This window comes from Pseudoduganella sp. GW821-FHT12E03, from assembly GCF_058807115.1.
The window spans coordinates 97,163-122,258 of sequence record NZ_JBXAQJ010000013.1 but is presented as its reverse complement, the minus strand read 5'-3'; the positions used below and the strand labels follow the sequence as shown (position 1 = coordinate 122,258).

Genomic DNA, 25,096 nt, shown 5'->3' with positions numbered 1-25,096 from the left:
CGGAGGGACTCGAACCCCCACACCTCGCGGCACATGGACCTGAACCATGCGCGTCTACCAATTCCGCCACGTGGGCAATGTCTGCTATTATAGCAATTTGGCTAGTCTCACGCCAGATGAACGTTGCCGTTCCATGCTGCGTATCGACTTGCCTATCTTGCGGCATCGCTGCTGCAAGAGACACGGATTATAGAGCAATCCCAGCCGTTGTCAAATACCGGCGGCACAGAAATTGAGTCCGTACAAACTGGCGCGACCTCCGGTACACTACGCGCTATATATGTACATCCATGAATAATAAGACCAAACACTTTTGAACCAATCTACCCACATCATTCCCAGCCGCGAGGAAATTCTCGGCATCTTCCGCAGCGCCAAAGCGCCGCTCGACCTGCGCGCCCTTGCGCTGTCGCTCAAAGTCAAAGCTGATTCCCATGCCGTCCTGACGCGCCGCCTGAACGCAATGGAGCGCGACGGCCAGCTCGTGTCCGACGGTTCCGGCTTCTATGTCCTGGCCGACCATTCGGGCTTTATCGCGGGCCGCGTCAGCAGTCACCGTGACGGTTACGGCTTCGTGATCCCGGACCAACCGGGTGAAGACCTGTACCTGTCCGAGCGCGAAATGCAAAAAGTCATGCACGGCGACCGTGTCATGGCCAAGGTTGTCGGCCTGGACCGCCGTGGCCGCGCCGAAGGCACCATCGTGGAAGTGGTGCAGCGCGCCAATACCCATATCATCGGCCGCCTGTTGAAGGAAAACGGCGTGTGGCTGGTGGTGCCGGAAGACAAACGCATTTCCCACGACATCATGATCGAGGGCCCGGTGGGCAAGGCCAAGCCGGACCAGATCGTCAGCGTGGAATTGACGGCGCAGCCGGGCCGCTTCAAGCAGCCGACGGGCCGCCTGGTCGAAGTGCTGGGCGCGCTGGACGATCCCGGCATGGAAATCGAAATCGCCGTGCGCAAGTTCGGCGTCCCGCACATCTTCTCGGACAAGGCGCTGAACCAGGCGAAAAAACTGGCCGACTTCGTGCGCGACGAAGACATGGTGGAGCGCGTGGATTTGCGCGACGTGCCGCTGGTGACGATTGACGGCGAAGATGCGCGCGACTTCGATGACGCGGTGTATTGTGAACCCGTGAAAATCGGCCGCGCCAAGGGCTATCGCCTGATCGTGGCGATTGCCGACGTCAGCCATTACGTCAAACCCAACGACGGCCTCGACGGCGATGCGCTGGAGCGCAGCACGTCGGTGTATTTCCCGCGCCGGGTGATCCCGATGCTGCCGGAAAAGCTGTCGAACGGCCTGTGCTCGCTGAATCCGAATGTCGACCGCCTGTGCCTGGTGTGCGACGCCGTGATCAGCGCCGAAGGCGAAATCAAGGCGTACCAGTTCTATCCCGCCGTGATGCACTCGGCGGCGCGCTTCACGTACAACGAAGTGGCGGCCATCCTGGGCAACACCAAGGGACCGGAAGCGGCGCGCCGCGCACCGCTGGTGCCGCACCTGCAAAACCTGTACGCCGTGTTTCACGCGCTGCAAAAAGCCCGCCAGTTGCGGGGCGCGATTGATTTTGAAACCACGGAAACCTACATCGTTTGCAATCCGTCGGGCAAGATCGAGAAAATCATCCCGCGTACCCGCAACGATGCGCACAAGGTGATTGAAGAGTGCATGCTGGCGGCCAACGTGTGCGCGGCCGACTTGCTGCTGCGTCACAAGCATCCGGGCACGTACCGCATCCACGCGGGACCGACCAAGGAAAAGCTGACCCAGGTCCGCAACTTCCTGAAGCAGGCAGGCCTGAGCCTGGCCGGCGGCGATACGCCGGCCGCGTCCGACTATGCGGAACTGATGGGCAAGATCAAGGAGCGTCCCGATGCGTCGCTGCTGCAAACCATGCTGCTGCGCTCGATGCAGCAGGCGGTCTACAGCCCGGACAACATCGGCCACTTCGGCCTGGCCTATGAAGCGTATGCGCACTTCACCAGCCCGATCCGCCGCTATCCGGACTTGCTGACACACCGCGCCATCAAGGCGATCTTGCTGGGCAAGAAGTACGAACCGAAGATCGGCGACACGAGCGTGCTCAATACCGCCGTCTCGAACGCCACCCGCCGCCAGCAACTGAAAGACAAGCAGGAAGGCAAGGCCCCGAAAGCCGCCGGCGACCTGACCGTGTGGGATGCGCTCGGCGTACACTGCTCGGCCAACGAACGCCGCGCCGATGAAGCGTCGCGCGACGTGGAACAGTGGCTCAAATGCTACTTCATGCAAGACAAGCTCGGTGAGGAATTCACCGGCATGATCACCGGCGTTACCACCTTCGGCGTGTTTGTGCAGCTGGAAGAATTGTTTGTCGAAGGCCTGGTGCACATCACCGACCTCGGCGCCGATTACTTCCAGTACGACGATGCGCGCCACGAATTGCGCGGCGATCGCACCGGCAAGCGTTACCAGTTGACCGACAAGGTCAAGGTGCAGGTGGTGCGGGTCGACCTCGATTCTCGCAAGATCGACTTGCGCCTGGCCGCCTCGGAAACCGCCGGCATCGGTGTGCGCCAGAAAGACGTTGGCGGCCCGCGTGTTACGCCGCTGTATGAGGAAGACGATGACGCCGCCGAAGAAGAAGCGCCACGTGGCCGCCGCAAACCTGGCGGCAAAGCCGCGCCAGCCGGCAAGGGCGCTCCCGCCGGCAAGGGTGGCAGAACCGGCGGCCGTGCCGCCGGTCCGGCGCCGAAAGCCGGCGCCGCATCGAAACCGGCCGGCGGCAAGTTGCCTGCCTACTTCGACCTCGAGCCGTTGCCTGAACCACTGGTGCCACCGCCGCGCTCCCGCACCAGCACCGGCGCCAAGACGGCCCGCCCGGCCGCGAATGCTGCCGGCAAGCCGGCTGTAAAACCCCAAGCCAAGGCCGTGAAAGCCAAGGCTGCAAAACCCAAGCGCTCAAAGGTTGCCACCGCAGCCAAGAGCAAGAAGAAACGATAAGCAATGTCTAAAAATAAAATGATTTTCGGCTTCCACGCCGTCACCTCGCGCCTGCGTCACGAAGCGTCGTCCGTGGAAGAAATTTTCGTCGATATCGCGCGTAACGACCGCCGCATGACCGACCTGGTGGCCAACGCCAAGTCGCTCGGCGTGCGTGTCATGCCGGTGGAATCGTCCCGCCTCGACAAGATCGTCGGCACCCACCGCCACCAGGGCGTGATTGCCTTTGCCCAGCAAATTTCGCTGGCGCGCAACCTCGATGAATTGCTGGACGCGATTGAAGGCCCGCCGCTGCTGCTGGTCCTCGATGGCATTACCGATCCGCACAACCTGGGCGCCTGCCTGCGCGTGGCCGATGGCGCCGGCGCGCACGCGGTGATCGTGCCGAAAGACCGTGCCGTGGGCTTGAACGCGACGGCCGCCAAGGTCGCCAGCGGCGCGGCGGAAAACGTCCCGTACATCACGGTGACCAACCTGGCGCGCACCTTGCGCGACTTGAAAGACCGCGATATCTGGCTGATCGGCACCTCCGATGACGGCGAAAAGAATTTGTACCAGTCCGACTTCTCGGGCCCGACCGCGCTGGTCATGGGTTCGGAAGGCGAGGGCATGCGCCGCCTGACCCGGGAAACCTGCGACATGCTGGTCAGCATTCCGATGTTCGGCACCGTCGAAAGCTTGAACGTCTCGGTCGCCTCCGGCGTCTGTCTGTACGAGGCGCGCCGCCAGCGCCTCGCCAAAGAAGCCTAAACAGGCACGGCGGCTTCCGCTGCGCGGAAGCCGCTCTACGGGCCACCCCGGCCCAAATTCCAAATTCGAGCAACCGCCCACCGAATGCGCTACGATGCGCATATCGGTCATAACCTTATGCGTTTTATGTTCCATCGCCTGAGAGAAGACATCAACAGCATCATTGAACGTGATCCCGCCGCCCGCAACGGATGGGAGGTGTTGACCTGCTATCCCGGTCTGCACGCCATCGTCATGCACCGCTGGGCTTACTGGTGCTGGCACCACCGGATGAAATGGCTGGGCCGCTTTACGTCGCACGTGGCGCGGGTACTGACCGGGATTGAAATTCACCCGGGCGCCTGGATCGGCCGCCGCGTCTTCATCGACCACGGTTTTGGTGTCGTCATCGGTGAAACCGCCGTGGTGGGCGACGATTGCACGATTTACCAGGGCGTGACCTTGGGCGGCACGTCGCTGGCCAGCGGCGCCAAGCGCCATCCCACCCTGGAGCGCGGCGTCATCATTGGCGCCGGCGCCAAGGTGCTCGGTAATTTCACCGTGGGCGAATATGCGAAAGTGGGCTCCAACGCCGTGCTGCTGAAGCCCGTGCCGGCTGGCGGCACCGCCGTCGGCAACCCGGCCCATATTGTGCAAAATTCGGTGCAAAAGGACGCGGCGCCCGCCACCGTGGCCAACCTGTTCACGTCTTACGGCCTGTCGGCCAATGGCGACGACCCGCTGTCGAAGGCCTTGCTTGCGCTGATCGACCATGCGGCGGTGCAGGAACGGCAGATCGAACAGCTGGCCGCAACCATGAAAGCGGCGGGGTTGGACTGTAAGGCCTTGCCCGAGTGTGATAAATTCGATCCCGCCCAATTGAACAAGCTCGTCGAATAAGGAACAGCGCATGACTACCGAAGCAGACAACCCCAACCTGCTGGACCCGTTCGAAGTACGGGTACTGGCGGTGCTGGCAGAAAAAGAAGCGCTCACCCCCGACAATTACCCGATGTCGCTCAACGCGATCACCAACGGCTGCAACCAGTTATCGAGCCGCGACCCGGTGATGTCGCTGTCCGAGGAAACCGTGGCCGAAACCCTGCAGCGCCTCATGCAGCGCAAATTCGTCAACGGCATTACCCAGGCCGGCGCGCGCGTGACGAAATATGAACACCGCATGCGCATCAAGTGGTCGCTGGAACAGGACAAGGTGGCGGTGCTGACGATCCTGATGCTGCGCGGCCTGCAAACCGCCGGCGAAGTACGTACCCGCACCGGCCGCCTGCATGAATTCAAGACCGTGGGCGATGTCGAACAGGCGCTGCAATTCCTGATCGACAAATACCCGCCGTTAGCGGCGCGCCTGGCCGTGGCGCCGGGCGCGAAGGAACCCCGTTACGGCCATTTGCTGTCCGGTGAAGAAGCGCTGGCGCGCGAGGAAACCGCCGCCAGTTTTGGCGGTTCATCGAGCGCGGGGCAGGGCACGCAGTCGGGCCGCGTGGCGGCGCTGGAAGCGGAAGTGGCGCAATTGCGGCAGGAAGTGTCCGAGCTGGCGGCGCAGTTTGCCGAGTTCAAGAAACAGTTTGAGTAATCTCGCTAACGTAGGGCGGCTTTTACAAAGCCGCCATGCATGCACCGCGTTGATGCAGGCATGGCGGGTTCGTAGAACCCGCCCTACGCGCTATTTGCGCAGTGGCGTTTATTCGTTCGCCGCGCCGCTGGGCAGGTAACGGCCCGTCAATATACGGAACTTCTCCGTCCGCTTGAATTGCGCCAGTGCGGCATCGTACTGGCGTATCCGTCCCAGCGACTCCGGCTTGTGTGAAAACACGATATAAGCCGGCGTCACGCTGAGCGGCGGCGACAGGATGTCCACGTCATCGAGCTTGCCCAGCTTGCGCATTTCATGCGTGATGTTCAAGTCGTTTTCCACGATCGCATCGAAGCGCTTGAACAGCAGCTTTTTCATGTTCAATTCCGCGCTCGGCACGACGTCGACGCGGGCCCAGGGCGCGGCCCGCAAGGTTTCGAATTCATCATTGACCCGCTTGTCGGCATACAGCCCGATCGCGTAGCGGCGCATGAACTTTTCAAGGTTGCCGTCAAACCGGATGCCGCTGCCGCGCCGCACCACCAGCACGTTTTTCTGGTCGAGGATCGCTTCACGCGGGAACAGCATGAATTCCGCGTAATCCTTGAAGTAGAGCACCGTCATGGCCATGTCGCAGCGGCCCAGTTTCATTTCCGACACCACCCGCGCCCACGGCATGTAATCAATGCGGATGTCCCAGCGCAGCGCGGCGGCCACGTTGTGCAGGATTTCAACGGCATAGCCGGCCGGCTTGTCGTCGGCGTCTTTCATGGTTTGCGGCGCCAGCACCAGGCTGCATACGCGCATCGGCGGTTCGGCCGCAAACGCGGCCGAGTGCAGTGCCAGCAAGGCAATCAATAGGGCTTTAATCATGGTGAACATCGTCAGGCACTGCTTGAGTACGTTCCGATGCTACTTGCTTTCACCATGACTGTCGATGCTGTCCGGGTGACAGCAGCTATATTGTGCAAACCACATATTTGTTTTTATTCACGTGTCAGGCGGAAGGGCGGCGGACGGCGCGCACCTTGCCGCTTGGACCTCCACCGCAATAAAACAGGCCGGCGCCATCCGATTCCAGTCCGCTGACGCCGATCCCCTGCGGCATTTCGATCCGCGCCAGCACGGCGCCGCTGGCCGGATCGATGCGGCGGATGTCGCTGTCGTCGCCTTCCCACGTGCCATGCCACAGTTCACCGTCCACCCATGTCACGCCGGTGACGAAACGGTTCGATTCAATCGAACGCCGGATCGCGCCCGTGGCCGGGTCGATCTGGTGGATCTTGCGGTCGCGGTAATTGCCGACCCACAGGCTGCCCTCCGCCCAGGTCAGCCCGGAATCCGAGCCGTTGCCCGGCGCCGGGATCGATGCCAGCACCTTGCCGGAGACGGGATCGATCTTGTCGATGCGCGCCTCGGCAATCTGGTACAGGTGCACTCCATCGAACGCCGTGCCCGCATCGCAGGCGACATCGAGCGTGCGCACGGTATCGCCGCTGGCGGGATCGAACGCGACCAGCGCGCCACCGGTGGCGGCCCAGACGCGCTGGCCATCGTGGGATACGCCGTGGATGCGCTCGGCGCCGTTGAAGGGGCCATATTCGCGGACAATTTCCGCCGCCGTGACGGTTGCCTTGCCGTTTGCTTTGTTGCTGTTCATGACTGTCTCCTTGGTGATGGGCGGCCAATGCGGCGCCACACAGCCACTCTATCCAATCGGCAGCGCGGAAGAGAGTAACAAAATCGTCGTGAATCCGCTCAGGGGCGCGGCCAGCGGCGGCGCCAGCCAGCGGCGCGAACGGCCCTGGCCGATGGCGCGTACCTGTCCCGCAACTTCCAGTTCCGCCAGCGCGCGCTGGACCGTGCGCTGGCTGGTATCCATGGCTTGCGCCAGCGCGGAAGTCGGCCACGCGGCGCCGTCGGCAAGCAACGCCAGCAGCGATGCCTGTTCCCCGGCAATTGGCGGGGCCAACACGGCGACTTGCCGGCTGGCGCGGGGCTGCCACGCAAAGCCGTGCGCGGTGGCGGCGATGCCGGCCAGCGGCGCGGCCAGCTTGCGCAAGCGGCCGATTTCCACGCGTAGCCGCGCCCGGTGCGTATCGTCCGGATGGCGGGTGCGGAATGCCTGTGCAATCAAGACTTCCCGTTGCGCATCGGCGGGCCAGGCTTCGGCCAGCGCGCGTGCCAGTGTAAACAGGACAGGGCGGCTGGCCAGCGGCACGAACAGGCTGTTGCAAGCCAGCCCGCGCCGGCATGCATCGACTGTCAGGGTATCGGACGCCAGCAGCGCCGCCACCTCATCGAGCGTCTGCCATTGTTCGTCACCGGCATGGATGCGCCTTGCGGCGGGACGTTCCAGGACTGCCTGCGCTTGCGTGGCCTCGGCCATCAATGCCGGGATGCCGGCACGCTGCGCGGCGGTGCGCGCGTGGGCAAGCGCGATATGTGCGGCGCCCGTGCGCAATGCGCGCAAGGCGATTTCCGCCGCAATCAGGTTGCCAATGGCAGCCAGGGCCCAGGGCACGCCGGCGGAACCGGGGACGTTGCCGGCGTCCGCACCGGCATGCGCATTGGCCTGCACCAGTATGGCTTCCGCCTCTCCCAGCCGCCCCAGCAGCACCTGCCGCCGCGCGGCAATCAGGTGCGCCTGCAAGGCATTGGCATGGTCGTGGTGGGATGCCAGCGTGGCGGCGGCCGCCGCGAGCGAGCGGGGCGCGACAGTGAAATCGCGCATGGCCAGCGCCACCTCCGCTTCCGCCACCACACAGCGTGCGCGCGCCACGGCTTCGCGCGGTCCGAAAGCGCGTGCGGCAAGGCGCAGCAATTCGCGCGCACGTCCCAGTTCGCCCAACTGGGCCATGGCAATGCCGCGCAGCGCCAGGGCAGGCGGATCGTCCCGCAGCGCCACGCGTTTGAGCGCGCCCAGCGGGTCTCCGGCAGCCAAGGCACGGGCGGAGGCGGTGATCAGGGAATCCATAGCCGCCAGCCTACATGAAAAAAGCCGGACCAGCCTTTCGGCCAGTCCGGCTTTGCGTGCTAAACGCTCAGCGTGATTTACGCGGCGATCTGCGCCTTCACCGCCTCAACGGCATCGAGGATCGCTTCGCTGGTGGCCGGCGCGCGCAGTGGCGGGTTGACCTTGTGCTCGCCCACCGACGACACCGCGTTACGGATCGCCAGGAACACCGAGAACGGCAGCAGCAGCGGCGGTTCGCCCACGGCCTTCGAGCGGTGGATGCTGTCGAACGGGTTGCGGTTCTTGAACAGGCGGATATCGAAGTTGTCCGGGCAATCCGACACGGCGGGAATCTTGTAGGTGGACGGCGCGTGCGTCATCAGCTTGCCCGTTTTGTTCCACCACAGTTCTTCCGTTGTCAGCCAGCCCATGCCCTGGATGAACGCGCCTTCCACCTGGCCCACGTCGATGGCCGGGTTCAGCGAATTGCCCGCGTCGTACAGGGCGTTCACGTCCAGCAGTTTCCATTCGCCGGTCAGGGTGTCGACCACCACTTCCGACACCGACGCGCCATACGCGTAGTAGCCGAACGGGTTGCCGGTCATCGATGCGCGGTCCCACGACAGGCCCGGGGTCGCATAGAAGCCGTCCGACCACAGTTGCACGCGCGCCAGGTAAGCCGCGGCCACCAGGTCCGCGAACGTCGTCGTCACTTCGCCGGCGTAGACGATGCCTGCCGCGAACACGATTTCTTCCGGCGCCACGCTGTAGGTTTTCGCCGCGAAGTCGCGCAGGCGCTTGTTCAGGGTGGCGGCCGCGTCCTGCGCCGCCTTGCCGTTCAAGTCGGCGCCGGTCGATGCCGCCGTGGCCGAGGTGTTCGCCACTTTCGACGTATCGGTTGCCGAAGCGCGGACCTTGGCCAGGGGAATACCCAGCTCATGGGCCACCACCTGGCACACCTTGGTGTTGATGCCCTGGCCCATTTCCGTGCCGCCGTGGTTCACCAGCACCGAACCGTCGGTGTAGATGTGCACCAGCGCGCCGGCCTGGTTGAAGTGGGTCACGTTGAACGCGATACCGAATTTCACCGGGGTGATGGCCAGGCCTTTTTTCAGCACCGGGCTGGTGGCGTTGAATGCATCCACTTGCTTGCGCCGTTCACGGTAGTTCGAGTCAAGCTCCAGCTGCGCCACCAGTTCATGGATGACGTTGTCCTTGATCTTCTGGCCATACTGGGTGACGTTGCGGCCTTCTTCGTCATTGCGGCCGTAGAAGTTCACTTTACGCACGTCCAGCTGGTCGATCCCCAGGTTGCGGGCGATTTCATCGACGATGTATTCGATGGCGATCGCGCCCTGCGGGCCGCCGAAGCCGCGGAACGCGGTGTTCGACTGGGTGTTGGTCTTGCCGGCCATGGCGCGGATATCCACGTCCGACAGGTAATACGTGTTGTCGAAGTGGCAGACCGCGCGGGTTGCCACCGGCGCCGACAGGTCGGCCGAGAAGCCGGCGCGCGACACCATTTCCACTTTCGCGGCGGTGATCAGGCCATTGTCGTCATAGCCCATCTCGTATTCATAGTAGAAGCAGTGGCGCTTGCCGGTCACCATCATGTCGTCGTCACGGTCGGCGCGCAGTTTCACCGGCTTGCGCAGCTTGGCCGCTGCCACGGCGGCGCAAGCCGCCCACAGCGCCGATTGCGATTCCTTGCCGCCGAAGCCACCGCCCATGCGGCGGCACTCGATCTGCACCGCGTGCGACGGGTAGTGCAGGGCGTGGGCCACCACGTGCTGCATTTCGGTCGGGTGCTGGGTCGAGCAATACACGTGCATGCCGTTGCCTTCCTTAGGCAGCGCATACGAAATCTGGCCTTCCAGGTAAAACTGTTCCTGGCCGCCCACGTGCAATTTACCCTTCAGGAAGTTCTTCGACTTCTTGAACGCTTCGGCCGCATTGCCGCGTTCCAGGCGCATCGGCGGCACCACGAACGATTGCGCATCGCGCGCCGCTTCCGGCGTCAGGATGGCTGGCAACTCTTCCCACTGGATGTCCGCTTTGCGGGCGGCATGGCGGGCCTGGTCGTGCGTCTTGGCGATCACGACAAACATCGGCTGGCCCACGTATTCCACTTTTTCCTCGGCCAGGATCGGGTCGTCATGAATGATCGGACCGCAATCGTTGGTGCCGGGGATGTCCTTGTACGTCAGCACGTCGACCACGCCCGGCATCGCGCGCACCGGGTCCAGGTTCATCGAGACTATGCGTGCGTGGGCTTTTGGCGACATGCCCAGCGCGGCGTGCAAAGTGCCTTGCGCTTCCGGGATATCGTCGGTGTAGGTGGCTTCGCCCAGCACGTGCAGGATGGCCGACTCGTGCGGGTGGTTTTGTCCGACTTCGGCCCAGCCCTTCGCTGCGCCAATGGTCATGAAGGCTTCGGATTTGCTGTTCATGAATGACTCCTTAAGCGAATGCGAACGCGTTGACGGAAGAAGCTGGCAGGGCGCCGTCAGGGCGGGTCTCCAGCCAGAAGCGCTGCACCAGGTTTTGTGCGGTTTTCAGGCGATAGTTCGCCGTGGCGCGCATGTCGGTCAGCGGCGTGTAATCGGTTGCCAGCGCGGCGTGGGCGGCCTTCATGGTGTCTTCATTCCATGGCTTACCCTCGATCGCGGCTTCCGCGTTCGGCGCGCGCTTGGACGTTGCCGCCATGCCGCCGAATGCGATGCGCACGTTGCGCGCAATGCCATTGTCCAGTTCCAGCGAGAACGCCGCCGCCACGGCGGAAATGTCCTGGTCGTAGCGTTTCGACAGTTTCCAGGTGCGGAATTGCTGGTTGGCTTTTGGCATCGGGATGCGCACGGCTTCCACGAACTCGCCCGGTTGCCAATCCTTCTTCATGTAGTCGAGGTAGAAGTCTTGCAACAGCATCGAGCGGCGGCCTTGCGAACCGTTCAGCACGATTTCCGCGCCCAGCACGATCATCCATGGCGCCGAGTCGCCGATCGGCGAACCGTTGGCGACCGAGCCGCCCAGGGTGCCGGTGGAACGGATCGGCTGCGACGCGAAGCGCTGCCACAGTTCGTGCAGCGAGGCATCCTTGTAGTGTTCCAGCACCGCTTTATACGCGTCGTCCAGCGATACGCCGGCGCCGATTTCCAGCATGCCGTCCACAATGGCCAGGTTATGCAATTCTTTCACCATGCGCACGTAGATCACGTTGCCCAGGTTGCGCATTTGCTTGGTGACCCACAGGCCCACGTCGGTCGAGCCGGCTAAAATCGTGGCGGTCGGCTGTTCGGCGCGCAGTTGCGCCAGTTCCGCCAGGGTGCGCGGCGCATAGAAGGTCTGGCCGCTATGGGTATAGCTGAACATTTTGTCTCGTTGAATTTCTTGCAATGCGGCGGCCAGCGCGGCCTTGTCGAAGTCCACGTGCGGCAATTCCAGCATGCGCTGGGCCGAATCGAGGATGGGACGATAGCCGGTGCAACGGCACAGGTTGCCGGACAGTGTTTCGTTGATGGTCTTGCGGCATACCGGTTCACTCTTACCTTCCTGCTTCAGGTACAGGCTCCACAGCGACATGGCAAAGCCCGGGGTGCAGAAACCGCACTGCGAACCGTGGCACTCCACCAGCGCTTCCTGCACCGGGTGCAGGCTGCCGTCTTGCTGCTTCAGGTCTTCCACGGTGAACACGGCCTTGCCGTCCAGCGTCGGGACAAACTGGATGCACGAGTTCACGTTGCGCATTTCCAGTTCGCCGTTGATCAGCGAACCGATCACGACGGTACAAGCGCCGCAGTCGCCTTCGGCACAGCCTTCTTTGGTACCGGTGCAATGGTGGTCTTCGCGCAGGTGCTGCAGCAAGGTGCGGGTCGGGGCCACGTCGGTCACTTCATGGACCTTGCCCTGATAGAAGAACCGAATCGGTTGAGACTGCTCTTGGGACATTTTCTAGACTCCTCTATTAATTTTTATATCGGACAATCGCTAATGATGATCAGCCGGGTAAGTAAATTGTTTTGAACAGGAAAATACCCGCAATTCCCCACAGCATATAGCTGACTTCACGATGTTTGCCAGTCAACAGTTTCAGGCCGGCGTAGCTGATGAATCCCAGCGCCAGGCCATTGGCAATCGAGTAGGTGAAAGGCATCACCAGCGCGGTGATGACGGCGGGAATACTTTCCGTGGTTTCCGCCCAGTTAATCTCCGTCAGCTCGCGCAGCATCAGGCAGGCAACGAAGAACAGGGCGGGGGCGGTGGCATAGGCCGGCACCACGCCGGCCAGGGGCGCGATGAACAGTGCGAGCAGGAACAGCGCGGCAATCGTGACGGCGGTCAGGCCGGTGCGGCCGCCGGCCTGCACGCCCGCGGCGCTTTCGATAAACGCGGTGGTGGACGAGGTGCCCATCATGGAACCGGCAATGATGGCGCCGGAATCGGCCAGCAGGGCCTTGTTCATGGCTGGCGGCATTTTGCCGTCTTTCATCAGGCCGGCGCGCTGCGCCACGCCCATCAGGGTGCCGGTGGCGTCAAACAGTTCCACCAGGAAGAACACCAACACCACGTTCAGCAGGCCGTTGGCCAGTGCGGTCATGATGTCGAGTTTCATGAAGGTGGCGTCGATCGACGGCGGGGCCGACACGATGCCTTTGAATTCGTTACCGCCGAAGAAGAACGACAGCACGGTGACCGTCATGATGCCGATCAGGAGGGCGCCGGTGACGCGCAACCGGTCCAGCGCCACGATCACCATGAAGCCGATGATGGCCAGCACGGCTTGCGGCTTGTGCAGGTCGCCCATGGTGAGGAAGGTGGCGGGATTGGAGACCACGATGCCGGCGTTTTTCAGCGAAATCAGCGCCAGGAACAAGCCGACGCCGGCGGGAATCGCCGTGCGCAGCGAGGGCGGGATCGCATTCATGATTTTTTCGCGGATGCGCAGCAGCGACACCAGCAGGAAGCAGCAGCCCGAAATGAACACGGCGCCCAGCGCCGCTTCCCAGGAAAAGCCCATGCCTTGCACCACGCCGTAGGCGAAATAGGCATTCAAGCCCATGCCCGGCGCCAGGCCGATCGGGAAATTCGCGTACAAGCCCATGATCAGGGTGCCGATGGCGGCCGCCACGCAGGTGGCGACAAAGACCGCATCCTTCGGCATGCCCGCATCGCCCAGGATGGACGGGTTGACGAAGATGATGTACGCCATCGTCAGGAAGGTGGTAAAGCCCGCCAGCACTTCGGTGCGCACGTTGGTGCCGTGTTCACTGAGCTTGAAATAGTTATCCAGGAAGTTCATGTCGCGTCTCTCCGCTTTCTCATTCGTTTAGCCACGCGGTCTTCTATATGCCGCGTTATATGTACTGTCGCTGATGAGGTGCTCGGCTGCTTATGAGAAAGGGCATAACCTTTATTGATTATTCCGTATATTCCCCGGTTGGCGCTTCCACTGGAGACGATGCGCGGGCGCCGCGGGTCGCTGCGCGCGCGGGTTTGGGCTTGAAGTGGCGCAGGAAATCCAGCAGGATGCGGGCCGCGACATCGGCGTCGTCGGCCGACAGGGTTTCAAGCGGGTTATGGCTGATACCGCCATTGCCACAGCGGGTAAACAGCATGGCGACGTCGGTCACGCGCGCCATCAGCATGGCATCGTGACCGGCGCCGGACGCCAGCTGGAACGGGGTGACACCGGCCCGTTCCACGGCGGCGGACAGCTGCGCCATCAGCCATGGCGCGCACGGCGCGCAGCCGGCTTCCACGATGGGTTCGATGGTGACGTCGATGTTGCGCGATTGACACACCGTTTCAATTTTTGCCAGGATGTCGGCCACGGCCGCGTCCCGCGCCGTGTCATTGCCGGCGCGGATGTCGAGCGAAAAGTGGCAGGCGCCCGGGATCACGTTGACGGAACCGTTTGGCACCTGCAACTGGCCGACCGTGCCCACCAGCGAAGACGCCTGGTCTTCGTTACAGCGCTGTTCCACATATAACAATACTTCGGCGGCGGCCGTGGCGGCGTCCTTGCGCATCGCCATCGGCGTGGTGCCGGCATGGCTGGCCACGCCCGTGAACTCCACCAGGAAGCGGCGGCTGCCGGCAATCGAGGTCACGATCCCGACCGGCAAACCTTTGTCCAGCAGCACCGGGCCCTGCTCTATATGCAATTCCACATAACCGAGCAAATCGGACGGATCGCGGGCAATCGCGTCGATGCTGCTTAAATCCTGGCCGGCTTCGGCCAGCACGTCGCGCAGCACGACGCCGTCGCGGTCTTTTAACTCCAATAATTCCGGGTCGAACTGGCCGATCACGGCGGACGAGCCGAGGAAGGTGCTCTTGAAACGCACTCCTTCTTCTTCGGCAAAGGCAATGACTTCCAGGTGGAAGGGCAGTGAAATCCCCTTGTCGTTCATGTGTTTGACGACGGCGATCGCGCTCAGGATGCCTTGCCTGCCGTCATATTTGCCGCCATTGCGGACCGTGTCGTAATGCGAACCGGTGATCAGGGTGCGGGCTTGCGGATCGGTTGACAGGAAGCGGCCCACCACGTTGCCGACCGCGTCGATGTGCGCGTGCATGCCCGCTTCGCGCATCCATTGCATCAGCTGCACGGCGGTTTCGCGGTGCGTGGCCGTCATGTAGGTGCAAGTCAGCCCGTGTTTGTCTTCACTGAGCGTGCTCAACTGCTCAGCCCATGCCACGACCGTGGCGCCCAGCGTATGCTGTTGCGGGGTATTTAGTTGCTTCAGAGTCGTCATCGTGCGGTCCGGTGGTGAGGATGCGCATCGATCATAGAGGTCGGCCAGGCCGGATTTATATGGTCGTGACGATATGTGATGAAACGGGAGCGCTATAGCGCGGGGAGGGGGGGCGGACTAACGGACGAAGCGCGGGTCCGATAATCACGTCCTTCGTGGCCAACGTGTGAGCTCTGTCGGGTCCCATGCAGGGCGGAAGTTCCTGCCTTCGCCCTCGCCTGCACAGGTTTGACTTTCCTTACTGCTTTTTAGCGGCCTTGCGGCGCGATGCAGCCACGCCCAGCGCGCCCAGGGCCAGCAGCGCCATGGTCGACGGTTCCGGCACGGTGGAGGCCTGGCTGACCATCACGTCCAGCGCGCCATCCTGGTTGGAGAAGTAGGTCCAGGAATTCTGTCCCAGGCCTTCAGTCAGGCCTGCAATGGCCAGGGTCGCCTTGCCGTCGCCGCTGTACTGGCTGTTGATGAACGCCGTCACGTCGAACGACAGGTTGGTGATGTCCTGGCCTGGATTGAACGAGGCGATCAGCGTGCCCAGCGCCGGATTGGCGGACCAGTTGGTCACAGGCGTGTCGCTGTTGACCGCATACAGGCCCAGCGGATTGCCCGCGTTGAGGTAACGGCTGTCGCTGGAAATCGTGAAGGTGGCCGAGGTCACCGTCGTGCCTGCGGCGTAGCCAGGCAAATCAAACGTTTCATAAAGACGGCTCATTTCACCTTGGCCGGCATCGCCGGCAAATACCGGCCCAAAGAGAATGCCGCCATTGTAAGTAGCGTAGGCATTGGACGGCGACAGTACGGTGGCTTGAGCAGCGCTGGCGGCCACCACTACAGTTAAAGCAACAAGCATTTTTTTGAACATACTGAACTCCACAGGATTGATAGTGCGGCAATCAAAGCAATCCGCGTGCCAGTCTGTGTAAAATTTCAATAAATCAATGACATAGTCCATTCGGCAATTTTATTGCCCTTCGACAAACTCGCTGGTGTCAAATTTCCCGACACCTTTTCAGTCACAATTGTTGCCAAGATGCCGATGCCAACAAAAATGTAACGCCACAATAACTGGGGACGAACGCCTTCCGCCGAGCGCTTCGGCGTCGGCGGCGATGCGCTGTTCGATGATGCCGGCGGCGCCAATAGTTCCACAAACTGCGGCGCCATCGGATCGGCCGACGCCGGGGCGGTGTCACGTTGCAGGCGCCGCGTCAGCCGTTCACGGTCAAGCCCAATGCCTGCGCGGTGCGTTGCACACCATGCAGTTCCACCATAAGGTTTGCCGGAACGACACCGATCATCACGTCGGGACAGCTTACTTCGCCAGCAACCTTGCCGCCGTGCTGACTTGCGCGCGCAGCCACTTGTGCTCGGTCGCCTGGTGCGCCCGTTCGTGCCACAGCTGGTAGAAGCGCAGTGGCGGGAATTTAACGGGCACCTTGTACGACTTCAAGCCCAGCGTGTTTTCATAGAAATTCGCGAACTGCTGGCCGGCCGTCAACACCAGGTCCGTCTGCGACACGATGTACGGCAGCATGCGGAAGTGCGCCGACTCCACCACGATATTGCGTTCCATGTTTTGCTGCTCGAGGAAGGCGTCGATGTTGCCGTGGTAGCCCGGTAAGATCAGCGCCGGCGCGGCGTGCGGTAGGGTCAGGTAATCTTCCACCGTCATGCCGTCTTTCGGCGTGCGGCGCGCATAGGCGCTGTTGGCGCGCATCAGGCACACGATCGGATCATCGAACAGTTTCGAGATGTGCAAGTGATGCGGCGGCTCGTCCCAGTTCGCAATCACCAGGTCCAGTTCGCCATCGGACAGCAGGCGCACATAGTCGGCGTCCGGGCCCAGCGCGTGGATCACCAAACGGCTTTTCGGCGATTCGCGGCGCACGCGGGCAATGACTTCCGTGAAGAATTGCGTATTCATATAGTCCGGCGCCGCGATGCGGAAGGTGCGGGCTTCCTCTTGCGGCACGAACGCGGTTTTCGGGCTGAACAGCGCCTCGGTTTCATCGAGGATGCGTTTGGCCGGCTTCAGCAGGCTCTCGCCGTGCTGGGTCGGGACCATGCCGCGGCCACCGCGCACCAGCAGCGGGTCGCCCGTCAATTCACGCAATTTGCGCAGCGAGGCCGAGATCGACGGCTGCGGCTGATTCAATTTCAGGGCCACGCGCGAAACATTCTTTTCGCACAACAGCAGGTACAGGATACGTATGAGGTGAAGGTCCAGGTGTTCTGGCAAGCGTGACATGTGTCTCTCCTGAGGTCGGTTATTTTCACTTATGCATAACAGGTTCGCATATTCCTGCGCGTAAGACCTATAACGGGAAACATATGCAAGTTATATGGAATGGTGCAGGACTCGCGCGGGGCAGGGGCGATATCGTTGCACCATCCCGGAAAGAGAGGAGACACCTTCCGAGCCCGGGTGCAGGTTGATGGGTGCTTGCCAAGCGCAGGTAGTCATCACAGTCGTAGGGGCGGCAGTAGCACGACTGGATTGGGGGCGTCAGCCTCGCTCATCTGAAAGCCCAAAACGAGGCAGATGAACAAGACTAAGAATGGAATAACTCATGGAAGCTTTATTCGGATCGTATGGGGTGGAGTGGCTGAACCTGCTGGTACGCTGGCTGCACTTGATTACCGGCATTGCGTGGATTGGCGCATCGTTTTACTTCGTCTGGCTGGACAACTCGATCCGGCCACCGAAGCCAGGCAGTGAACTGGCCAAAAAAGGCGTGAGCGGCGAATTGTGGGCCGTGCACGGTGGCGGCTTCTACAACCCGCAGAAATACCTGGTGGCCCCTGGCGAATTGCCGGAAGACTTGCACTGGTTCAAATGGGAAGCGTATGCGACCTGGCTGACCGGTTTCGCGATGCTGTTCATCGTCTACTACTTCAACGCCTCGGCGATGATGATCGACAAAAACGTTGCCGACCTGACCAGCCTGCAAGCTGTTGGCGTTGGTATCGGCACCCTGCTCGGTGGCTGGCTGGTGTATGACCTGCTGTGCAAGACCAAGCTGTCGGAAAATCCGGCCGCGCTGGGCTCCGTGCTGTTTGTCCTGATCGTGGCCGCTGCTTACGTGCTGACTCACACCCTGTCGGGCCGTGCTGCTTACATCCACGTTGGCGCCATGATCGGCACCATGATGGTGGGTAACGTGTTGTTCGTGATTATTCCTGGCCAGCGCAAACTGGTGCAAGCCATGGAAAAAGGCCAGTCGCCTGATCCGATCTACGGCAAGCGCGCCAAAGTGCGTTCCGTGCACAACAACTACTTCACCCTGCCAGTGCTGCTGATCATGATCAGCAACCACTATGCAATGACCTACACCCACTCGTACTCGTGGCTGGTGTTGGCCGCCATCATGGCTGCCGGCGTCCTGATCCGTCACTTCTTCAACCTGCGTCACGCCGGTAAAGTGTCGATCGGCTTCCCTGCCGCTGGTTGCGCCCTGCTGGTCGCTGTGGCGGTGGCGATTGCTCCCGCACCACGCAAACCAGCCGCAGCGCCAGTCGCTGCCGCTGCGGATGCCCACGGCCACGATGCCGCTGCTGCTGCTCCCGCAGCAAACGCCGCCGACCTGGCTTCGGTACAGGCTGTTGTGACTCAGCGTTGCGCCTCCTGCCACTCGGCCAACCCGACCCAGCCAGGCTTTGCTTCGGCGCCAGGCGGCATCATTCTTGATACCCCTGAGCAGACCAAGCAGCAGGCACAGCGCGTGTTCCAGCGCGCCGTCCAGAACAAGGACATGCCACTGGCGAACATGACCCAGATGACCGACGCGGAACGTGCGCTGATCGGTACCTGGTTCGAATCGGGCGCGAACTGATAGACGACATCCCCGCGCCAAGCGGGGATTCCTCTGACACGAAGGAAATACCATGACTGAAAAAGTGATTATCGACGGCTTCACCCTGACCGCTGAACAAGTACTGGCGGTGGCACGCGGCAACGCGAAGGTGGAACTGGCCGCATCGTCGCGCGCTGCGCTGAAGGAAAGCCGCGACTACATCGAATCGACCTGGATGCACGATGAAGCGCCCATGATGTACAGCTTCAACACCGGCGTGGGCTTGCTGAAAGACACCCGCATCAAGGTGGAGCACATTGAACTGTTCCAGACCCAGCTGATCAAAGCCCACTCGGGCGGTATCGGCGAGCCGTTCTCGGAAGAAGTGTCGCGCGCCACCATGCTGCTGCGCGCCAACGCTTTCGCCTCGAACTATTCCGCGCCGCGCGTGGAAGTGGTGGACCGCCTGCTGGCCTTCATCAACGCCGGCATCCACCCGATCATGCCGCAAAAAGGTTCGGTCGGCGCGTCCGGCGACCTGGCGCCGCTGGCTTACCTGGGCGCGGCGATTGCCGGCTTCGACGAAGCTGAAGTGATCTACAAAGGCGTGCGCATGTCCGCGCCGGAAGCCATCACCAAATCGGAAGTGGGCCCGGTCCAGTTCGACCTGAAAGCCAAGGACGCTTCCGCGCTGATCAACGGTTGCACCGCGTCCCTGGCCGTGGCTGTCATGGCCGCCGAAGATGCGCGCAACCTGCTGACCGACGCTTGCGTATCCCTGGGCCTGACCCTGGAAGCCATGCGTGCCGAGATGGCTGGTTTCGACCCGCGTATCCAGCAAGCCCGCCCGCACCCAGGCCAGATCAAGACTGCCGCCACCGTGCGCAAGCTGCTGAAGGGTTCGACCCGCACCACGCACGAAGCGCGCGCGATCCAGTTCCCGGACGAACTGCGCCGCACCGACATCGAATACACCCCGCGTATCCAGGACGTGTACTCGTTGCGCTGCACGCCGCAAGTGTATGGCCCGGTGTTCGATGCGCTGGACTACATCGATGGCATCGTGAAAAACGAGATCAACTCGGCCACCGACAACCCGCTGATCTTCGGCAAGGATGGCGGCGGTTTCGAGATCATCTCCGGCGGTAACTTCCACGGCCAATACCTGGCGCAAGCGATGGACTTGCTGGCCATGGCGATCACCGACCTGGGTTCGATCGTCGAGCGCCGCATCGCCCGCCTGATCGACCCGACCCTGTCGTGGGGCCTGCCACGCAACCTGATGTCCGGCCTGCGCGGCGTGAACACCGGCTACCCGGTGATCCAGTGCTCGATGTCGTCGCTGGTGATGGAAAACCGCACCTTGTCGATGCCGGGTTCGGTGGATTCGATCCCGTCGAAAGCCAACTCGGAAGACCACATCTCGAACTCGACCTGGTGCGCGCGCAAAGCCCACACCATCGTGCAAAACACGCAGTACATCGTGGGCGTGGAAATGCTGTTCGCGGCCCAGGGCCTGACCATGACGGAACACCTGCTGCCAGGCTTCGTGCTGGGCGAGGGCACGCAAGCTGCTTACGAAGAAATCCGCAAGCAGATCCCGGCCTGCCTGGAAGGCGACCGCTGGTTCCACAACGACGTGCAAGTGGCACACTCCTTCATCACCAGCGGTTCGGTGCGCAAGGCGGTGGAAGCGAAGATCGGCGCGTTCGTATAAGCCTGTCGGTAGTACGCCACACTGAAAAACCCCGGGTGACCGGGGTTTTTTTACGTTTACCGCCCGTAATCCCGTTTGTAGGTGGATCCCGTATGTTGCCCCGCCGTCCTCGATAGTATCCTTATGATAGTTACTATAAAAACAGTTTCACGGGGGAGCATATGGGCGCGCCGCGAGGTGAGCAGGCATTTTTATCCACGTTGCCTGCCAGCCCACGGGCGCGGCGGCTGGCGTGGGGCGTCGTATTGCTGTCATTGGCGGTGTTCGCCGCGATGGCGCCGTTCGCCAAGACGCAACTGGCGCGGATCTGGGCTTTTATCCCGGTCTACGAATCCGCACTGGTGATCTGCGACCTGGTCACCGCCATCCTGCTGTTCGGGCAATTCCATTCCTTCCGCATGCGCTCGCTGTTTGTGCTGGCGGGCGGCTACCTGTTTTGCGCGCTGATTGCCGTGGTCCACATGCTGACCTACCCGGGTGTGTTCAGCGATGCCGGATTGCTGGGGGCCGGGCCGCAGAGCACCGCGTGGCTGTACATGTTCTGGCATGGCGGCTTCCCGCTATTTGTGATTGCCTATGCATTGCTCAAGCGCGGTGAAGCCGAGCAACCACCGCTGGGTCACGGCTGGCCGCTGGCGCTGGCGTTGTTGTTTGTGCCGCTGCTGGTCGGCGGACTGACGGTGCTGGTCACCCTGGGCCAGTCGCTGTTGCCGGACATCATGGTGGGCAACCGGTATTCGCCCGCGATGATCAAAGTGATCGCCACGGTCTGGCTGTTGAGCGTGGCCGCGCTGGTGGTGCTGTGGCGTTGCCGGAGCAGGGCTGTGCTGGATATGTGGCTGATGGTGGTGATGTGCGCGTGGCTGGTGGATATCGCCTTGTCGGCCATGCTCAATGGCGGCCGCTTCGACCTCGGCTTTTATGCGGGGCGCATTTATGGCTTGCTGGCGGCCAGTTTCGTGCTGCTGGTGCTGTTGCTGGAAAGCGGCTTGATGTATGCGCACTTGCTCGACATGATGGAAGTGCTGCGCCGCCTGACCTCGACCGATGCCTTGACCGGCATCGCCAACCGGCGCGCGTTCGATCAGGAACTCGAGCGCGAATGGCGCCGCGCGATGCGGGCCGGGGCGCCGCTGGCGCTGTTGATGATCGACGTCGACTGCTTCAAGCGCTACAACGATACGCGCGGCCATCCTGCCGGCGATGCCTGCCTGCGGGCCGTGGCGCAGGCGCTGGCCGGGGCCACGCGGCGCGCCGGCGACCTGGTGGCCCGCTATGGCGGGGAGGAATTCGTGGTCTTGCTGCCGCAGACCAGCATGGCCGACGCGGAGCGCCTGGCGCAGCGCATGTGCGATGCGGTTGTGGCCCTGGCCTTGCCGCACGGGGCGTCGCTGGCCGGGCCGCATGTGACGGTCAGCATCGGTGTCGGCAGCGTGGTGGCGGCGTGGAGCGGGACGGAAGCGGATGGCCGTGGCGATGCGGCGCCGGCCGCGCAACTGGTGGCGTCGGCCGACCGCGCGCTGTACCAGGCCAAGGAAGCGGGGCGCAACGGCTATGCGACGTCGGCGCCGCAGGTGGCGATGCAGGTCGCCTGACGCTTTTGCACGAACGCGCGGCAAGTCTTATGATGGCGCCACGTTACGTTATCAGGAGACCGCTATGGATTCAATTTTTTCAGCATCCGTGTTCGATGCCACCGTCATTGTTGACGGCCACGAATTGTTCAAAGGGCAGGGCGCCGCCGCCGGCTGGGCCGAGAAACTGTCGCGCGCATTGGAAGTACCGGTTACCGTGCGCAAGATCCGCACCGGGTGGGCATTGTGCGGTACGGTCGATGGCGAAGCGTGCGTGTATGGTGTGTATGGGCAGCGCTTGAAGCGCCTGGACATTGCGCTGTAACCGTTCCCGCCGCGCGCAACCGCGCTAGCCGCCCGGCTGCCGCTTACGCCGCGCCAGTTCCCGGTCCAGCGCATTGGCGAAATTCTGCCGGTCGCTTTGAGAAAAAGCGGCCGGGCCGCCGGTATCGACACCGGCGCCGCGCAACTCTTCCATGAAACTGCGCATGGTCAATTGCTGGGCGATCGTGTCCTTGGTATACCACTCGCCCCTAGGATTGAGCGGCAGGCCGCCTTTTTCCAGCACCAGTGCGGCCAGCGGAATGTCGCCGGTGACGACGATGTCACCCGGATTGACCCGTTCCACGATTTCCGCGTCAGCCGCATCGGCGCCAGCCGGCACTTGCAGCGCGCGGATAAACCGTGATCCCGGTACCCGCATCAGTTGATTGGCGACCAGGGTGACGCTCAGCTGCATGCGCTCGGCGACCCGGAATAAAATGTCCTTGATGACGGCGGGGCAGGCGTCCGCATCGACCCAGATGTGCATAAATAAACCCAGTGTTGGTAAGGCGAGGTGCGATGATACAGCGTCTGCTACTCATCTGTGGCGCAGGCGGTGAGCTGCGTCACTTGTTGCGTTACTTGCTGCAGTACCTCTTTCAGCTGGGCCACGATGGCCAGTGCGCCAGCGAGCTCGCTGGCCGCATCGCCCGGCGCCAGTTCCTCCAGCGCTTCGCACAAATCAGCCATACGGAACGCGCCGACGCTGCGCGCCGCGGATTTGATGCGGTGGCCCAGTTCGCGGACCGGCTGCACGTCGCCAAGGGCCAGCGCCGCCTCCATGTCGCGTACCCCTTCCTGTGAACTGAGCAGGAATTTGTAGGCAAACTTGCGCACCTTGGGCGGGTCGTCGCCGAGCAGGGTGGACAGCACCGACAAGTCGAACACGGCCGGATCGCCGCCGCCGGCCGGCCGTGGGGCCGGCGCGGGCGGTGGCGCCGGCGGTTGCCGCGTCCCGCCCGGTTGTCCGCGCCGGGGCAGCCAATTGGCGATGGTCTGGTACATCAGGGCAGGATGGACCGGCTTCGAAATAAAATCGTTCATGCCGGCATCGATGCAGCGCATGCGCGCTTCGGTGGTCGCGGTGGCTGTCATGGCCAAGACCGGGATATGGGCCAGTTGCGGGTCGGCGCGGATGCGGCGGGTCGCTTCCAGGCCATCCATGAGCGGCATTTGCAAATCCATCAGCACGCAGTCGAACTCGGCCTGGCGCAACAGTTCCAGCGCATCGGCGCCATTGCTGGCGAGGCACACCACGGCGCCCATTTCTTCCAGCATTTCCTGGGCAATTTGCTGGTTGAAGGTATTGTCCTCGACAAGCAGGATGCGGGCTTCCGTCAACACCGCCATCATGGCCGAGGCACGGGCGCTGGCCAGCAGTTCGCCGGCGGCGTCGCCGATCTGGCTGATCAGCGCGGGCAAGGTCTTATACGATACGCCCAGGTGCGCGGTGAACCAGAACGTGCTGCCGACCCCGGGCTGGCTGTAAACGCCGACGTCACCGCCCATCAGCTGGGCCAGCTGCTTGCAGATCGCCAGGCCGAGGCCGGTGCCACCGTATTCGCGCGTGGTCGAGGTGTCGGCTTGCTGGAATGAGACAAACAGTTTGGCCATCTCCGCCTGGGTCAGCCCGATGCCCTGGTCGCTTACTTCGAAGCGCACCAGGCAATCGTTGGCGTCGCCGACCATCTTGCGCATGCGGATCTCTATCCGGCCCTGTTCGCTGAACTTGATGGCGTTGTTGGCGTAATTGATCAGCACCTGGCCCAGCCGCAGCGGATCGCCCACCAGCACTGGCGGCAAGGTGGGATCGAGATCGAACACCAGTTCCAGGTTGCGGGTGGCTGCTTTCGGCGCCACCACCGTGGTCAAGGTCTGGATCACCTGGTCGAGTGAAAAGTCGATGTGCTGGATTTCCATCTTGCCGGCCTCGATCTTGGAGATATCGAGGATGTCGTCGATGATGCCCAGCACGTGTTCGCCGGCAAAGCGGATTTTTTCCAGGTAGTCGCGCTGGCGCGGGTCCAGCTCGGTTTTCAGCGCCAGGTAAGCCATGCCGATCACGCAATTGAGCGGGGTGCGGATTTCGTGGCTCATGTTGGACAGGAACTGGCCCTTGGCCAGGCTTGCCGCCTCGGCCAGTTGCTTGGCCTGCTGCAATTCCTTGTTCTTGGCTTCCAGTTGTTCTTCGTAGTGCCGTTCGGACGTCACATCGTGATAAATCGTGACGAAACCGCTGACCGCGCCGTCGATGCCATAGATCGGGCGGCCAATGATATTGAGCAGCACGCCATCCATCCGGGCCCGCGTGAAATTGTGGGGTTCGAACTTCAGGCAAAGCGCTTCCCGGGTGGCCACATGCTGTTCGATGTCGCCAGGCCCGTAGTCGCCGCGCGACGCGATGAAGCGGAACACTTCGGCCATCGTGACGCCGGGGTGCATCACCTCAACCGGAAACCCCTGTAATTGGCAAAAGGCCGGATTCCAGTAGCGGATGGTCAGGTCGGTGTCGACAATGGTGACGCCGACCGGCATGTATTCCAGCGCCGCTGCCAGCCTGGGGAAGTTCAACCGGATGAATTCTTCGCTTTGTACTGTCGATTCCATAAGACAGAACTCTAACTCATATATGGCGGTGACTGTCAGTCCCGGCGGGAACTACCCCAC

At 62.4% G+C, this 25,096-nt stretch carries 19 protein-coding genes and 1 pseudogene; 8 read left to right on the top strand and 12 right to left on the bottom strand.

All coding sequences use genetic code 11. The features are described 5' to 3' along the window. Positions 1 to 313 precede the first annotated feature (313 nt). The 4 genes from rnr (at position 314) to AC1RRC_RS28020 (ending at position 5,312) form a co-directional block, all read left to right on the top strand. Entirely contained in the window at positions 314 to 2,989 is a 2,676-nt protein-coding gene (gene rnr / locus AC1RRC_RS28035) for a ribonuclease R (protein ID WP_493058925.1), read from the top strand. Positions 2,990 to 2,992: 3 nt separating this feature from the next. Further along, positions 2,993 to 3,739 carry a 23S rRNA (guanosine(2251)-2'-O)-methyltransferase RlmB gene (rlmB, locus tag AC1RRC_RS28030; RefSeq protein WP_493058924.1) on the top strand — a complete coding sequence of 249 codons (747 nt, stop codon included), beginning with the start codon at positions 2,993 to 2,995 and terminating at the stop codon, positions 3,737 to 3,739. A gap of 126 nt (positions 3,740 to 3,865) precedes the next feature. Further along, positions 3,866 to 4,618, top strand: a complete 753-nt coding sequence (gene cysE / locus AC1RRC_RS28025; RefSeq protein ID WP_493058923.1) for a serine O-acetyltransferase — start codon at positions 3,866 to 3,868, stop codon at positions 4,616 to 4,618. A 10-nt stretch (positions 4,619 to 4,628) separates the two neighbouring features. After that, positions 4,629 to 5,312: a YceH family protein gene (locus AC1RRC_RS28020; RefSeq protein WP_493058921.1), complete on the top strand. Its 684-nt coding sequence runs from the start codon at positions 4,629 to 4,631 to the stop codon at positions 5,310 to 5,312. Between the two features lie 108 nt (positions 5,313 to 5,420). Here AC1RRC_RS28020 and AC1RRC_RS28015 read toward each other — a convergent pair whose 3' ends face one another. The 10 genes and pseudogenes from AC1RRC_RS28015 to AC1RRC_RS27970 form a co-directional block, all read right to left on the bottom strand. Next, positions 5,421 to 6,185, bottom strand: a complete 765-nt coding sequence (locus AC1RRC_RS28015; RefSeq protein ID WP_493058919.1) for a substrate-binding periplasmic protein — start codon at positions 6,183 to 6,185, stop codon at positions 5,421 to 5,423. A gap of 124 nt (positions 6,186 to 6,309) precedes the next feature. Then, the gene (locus AC1RRC_RS28010) at positions 6,310 to 6,972 is read right to left on the bottom strand and encodes a Vgb family protein (protein WP_493058918.1); all 663 of its coding nucleotides are present in this window, start codon (positions 6,970 to 6,972) and stop codon (positions 6,310 to 6,312) included. 48 nt (positions 6,973 to 7,020) lie between these two features. Next, positions 7,021 to 8,289, bottom strand: coding sequence for a helix-turn-helix domain-containing protein (locus AC1RRC_RS28005; RefSeq protein WP_493058917.1), 1,269 nt, complete (start codon positions 8,287 to 8,289; stop codon positions 7,021 to 7,023). A gap of 77 nt (positions 8,290 to 8,366) precedes the next feature. Continuing rightward, positions 8,367 to 10,718, bottom strand: a complete 2,352-nt coding sequence (gene xdhB / locus AC1RRC_RS28000; RefSeq protein ID WP_493058915.1) for a xanthine dehydrogenase molybdopterin binding subunit — start codon at positions 10,716 to 10,718, stop codon at positions 8,367 to 8,369. Positions 10,719 to 10,728: 10 nt separating this feature from the next. Beyond that, positions 10,729 to 12,213 (bottom strand): xanthine dehydrogenase small subunit, encoded by a 1,485-nt coding sequence (xdhA, locus tag AC1RRC_RS27995; RefSeq protein ID WP_493058914.1) that lies wholly within the window; start codon positions 12,211 to 12,213, stop codon positions 10,729 to 10,731. Between the two features lie 49 nt (positions 12,214 to 12,262). Further along, positions 12,263 to 13,564 (bottom strand): NCS2 family permease, encoded by a 1,302-nt coding sequence (locus AC1RRC_RS27990; RefSeq protein WP_493058913.1) that lies wholly within the window; start codon positions 13,562 to 13,564, stop codon positions 12,263 to 12,265. A 193-nt stretch (positions 13,565 to 13,757) separates the two neighbouring features. Beyond that, a pseudogene (locus AC1RRC_RS27985) lies at positions 13,758 to 14,987 on the bottom strand (allantoate amidohydrolase); the annotation flags it as partial. 274 nt (positions 14,988 to 15,261) lie between these two features. Next, positions 15,262 to 15,882 (bottom strand): PEP-CTERM sorting domain-containing protein, encoded by a 621-nt coding sequence (locus AC1RRC_RS27980; protein ID WP_493058911.1) that lies wholly within the window; start codon positions 15,880 to 15,882, stop codon positions 15,262 to 15,264. Positions 15,883 to 15,947: 65 nt separating this feature from the next. Further along, a complete protein-coding gene (locus AC1RRC_RS27975) occupies positions 15,948 to 16,184 on the bottom strand; it encodes a hypothetical protein (protein WP_493058910.1) in 237 nt (78 codons plus the stop codon). A gap of 148 nt (positions 16,185 to 16,332) precedes the next feature. Then, entirely contained in the window at positions 16,333 to 17,268 is a 936-nt protein-coding gene (locus tag AC1RRC_RS27970; protein ID WP_493058909.1) for a LysR family transcriptional regulator, read from the bottom strand. Positions 17,269 to 17,590: 322 nt separating this feature from the next. On the opposite strand from AC1RRC_RS27970, the gene AC1RRC_RS27965 reads away from it, so the two are divergent. The 4 genes from AC1RRC_RS27965 (at position 17,591) to AC1RRC_RS27950 (ending at position 22,430) form a co-directional block, all read left to right on the top strand. Continuing rightward, positions 17,591 to 18,853 carry a urate hydroxylase PuuD gene (locus AC1RRC_RS27965; protein WP_493058908.1) on the top strand — a complete coding sequence of 421 codons (1,263 nt, stop codon included), beginning with the start codon at positions 17,591 to 17,593 and terminating at the stop codon, positions 18,851 to 18,853. Positions 18,854 to 18,905: 52 nt separating this feature from the next. Next, complete coding sequence (locus AC1RRC_RS27960; RefSeq protein WP_493058907.1) at positions 18,906 to 20,531, top strand: HAL/PAL/TAL family ammonia-lyase; 1,626 nt, start codon at positions 18,906 to 18,908, stop codon at positions 20,529 to 20,531. A gap of 161 nt (positions 20,532 to 20,692) precedes the next feature. Next, positions 20,693 to 22,126 (top strand): GGDEF domain-containing protein, encoded by a 1,434-nt coding sequence (locus AC1RRC_RS27955; protein WP_493058906.1) that lies wholly within the window; start codon positions 20,693 to 20,695, stop codon positions 22,124 to 22,126. A 64-nt stretch (positions 22,127 to 22,190) separates the two neighbouring features. Continuing rightward, positions 22,191 to 22,430, top strand: coding sequence for a hypothetical protein (locus tag AC1RRC_RS27950; protein WP_493058904.1), 240 nt, complete (start codon positions 22,191 to 22,193; stop codon positions 22,428 to 22,430). A 24-nt stretch (positions 22,431 to 22,454) separates the two neighbouring features. Here the strand turns inward: AC1RRC_RS27950 and AC1RRC_RS27945 are convergent, their stop codons facing one another. Continuing rightward, entirely contained in the window at positions 22,455 to 22,916 is a 462-nt protein-coding gene (locus tag AC1RRC_RS27945; RefSeq protein ID WP_493058902.1) for a YaiI/YqxD family protein, read from the bottom strand. A 47-nt stretch (positions 22,917 to 22,963) separates the two neighbouring features. Further along, positions 22,964 to 25,036: a response regulator gene (locus AC1RRC_RS27940; protein ID WP_493058900.1), complete on the bottom strand. Its 2,073-nt coding sequence runs from the start codon at positions 25,034 to 25,036 to the stop codon at positions 22,964 to 22,966. Positions 25,037 to 25,096 lie beyond the last annotated feature (60 nt).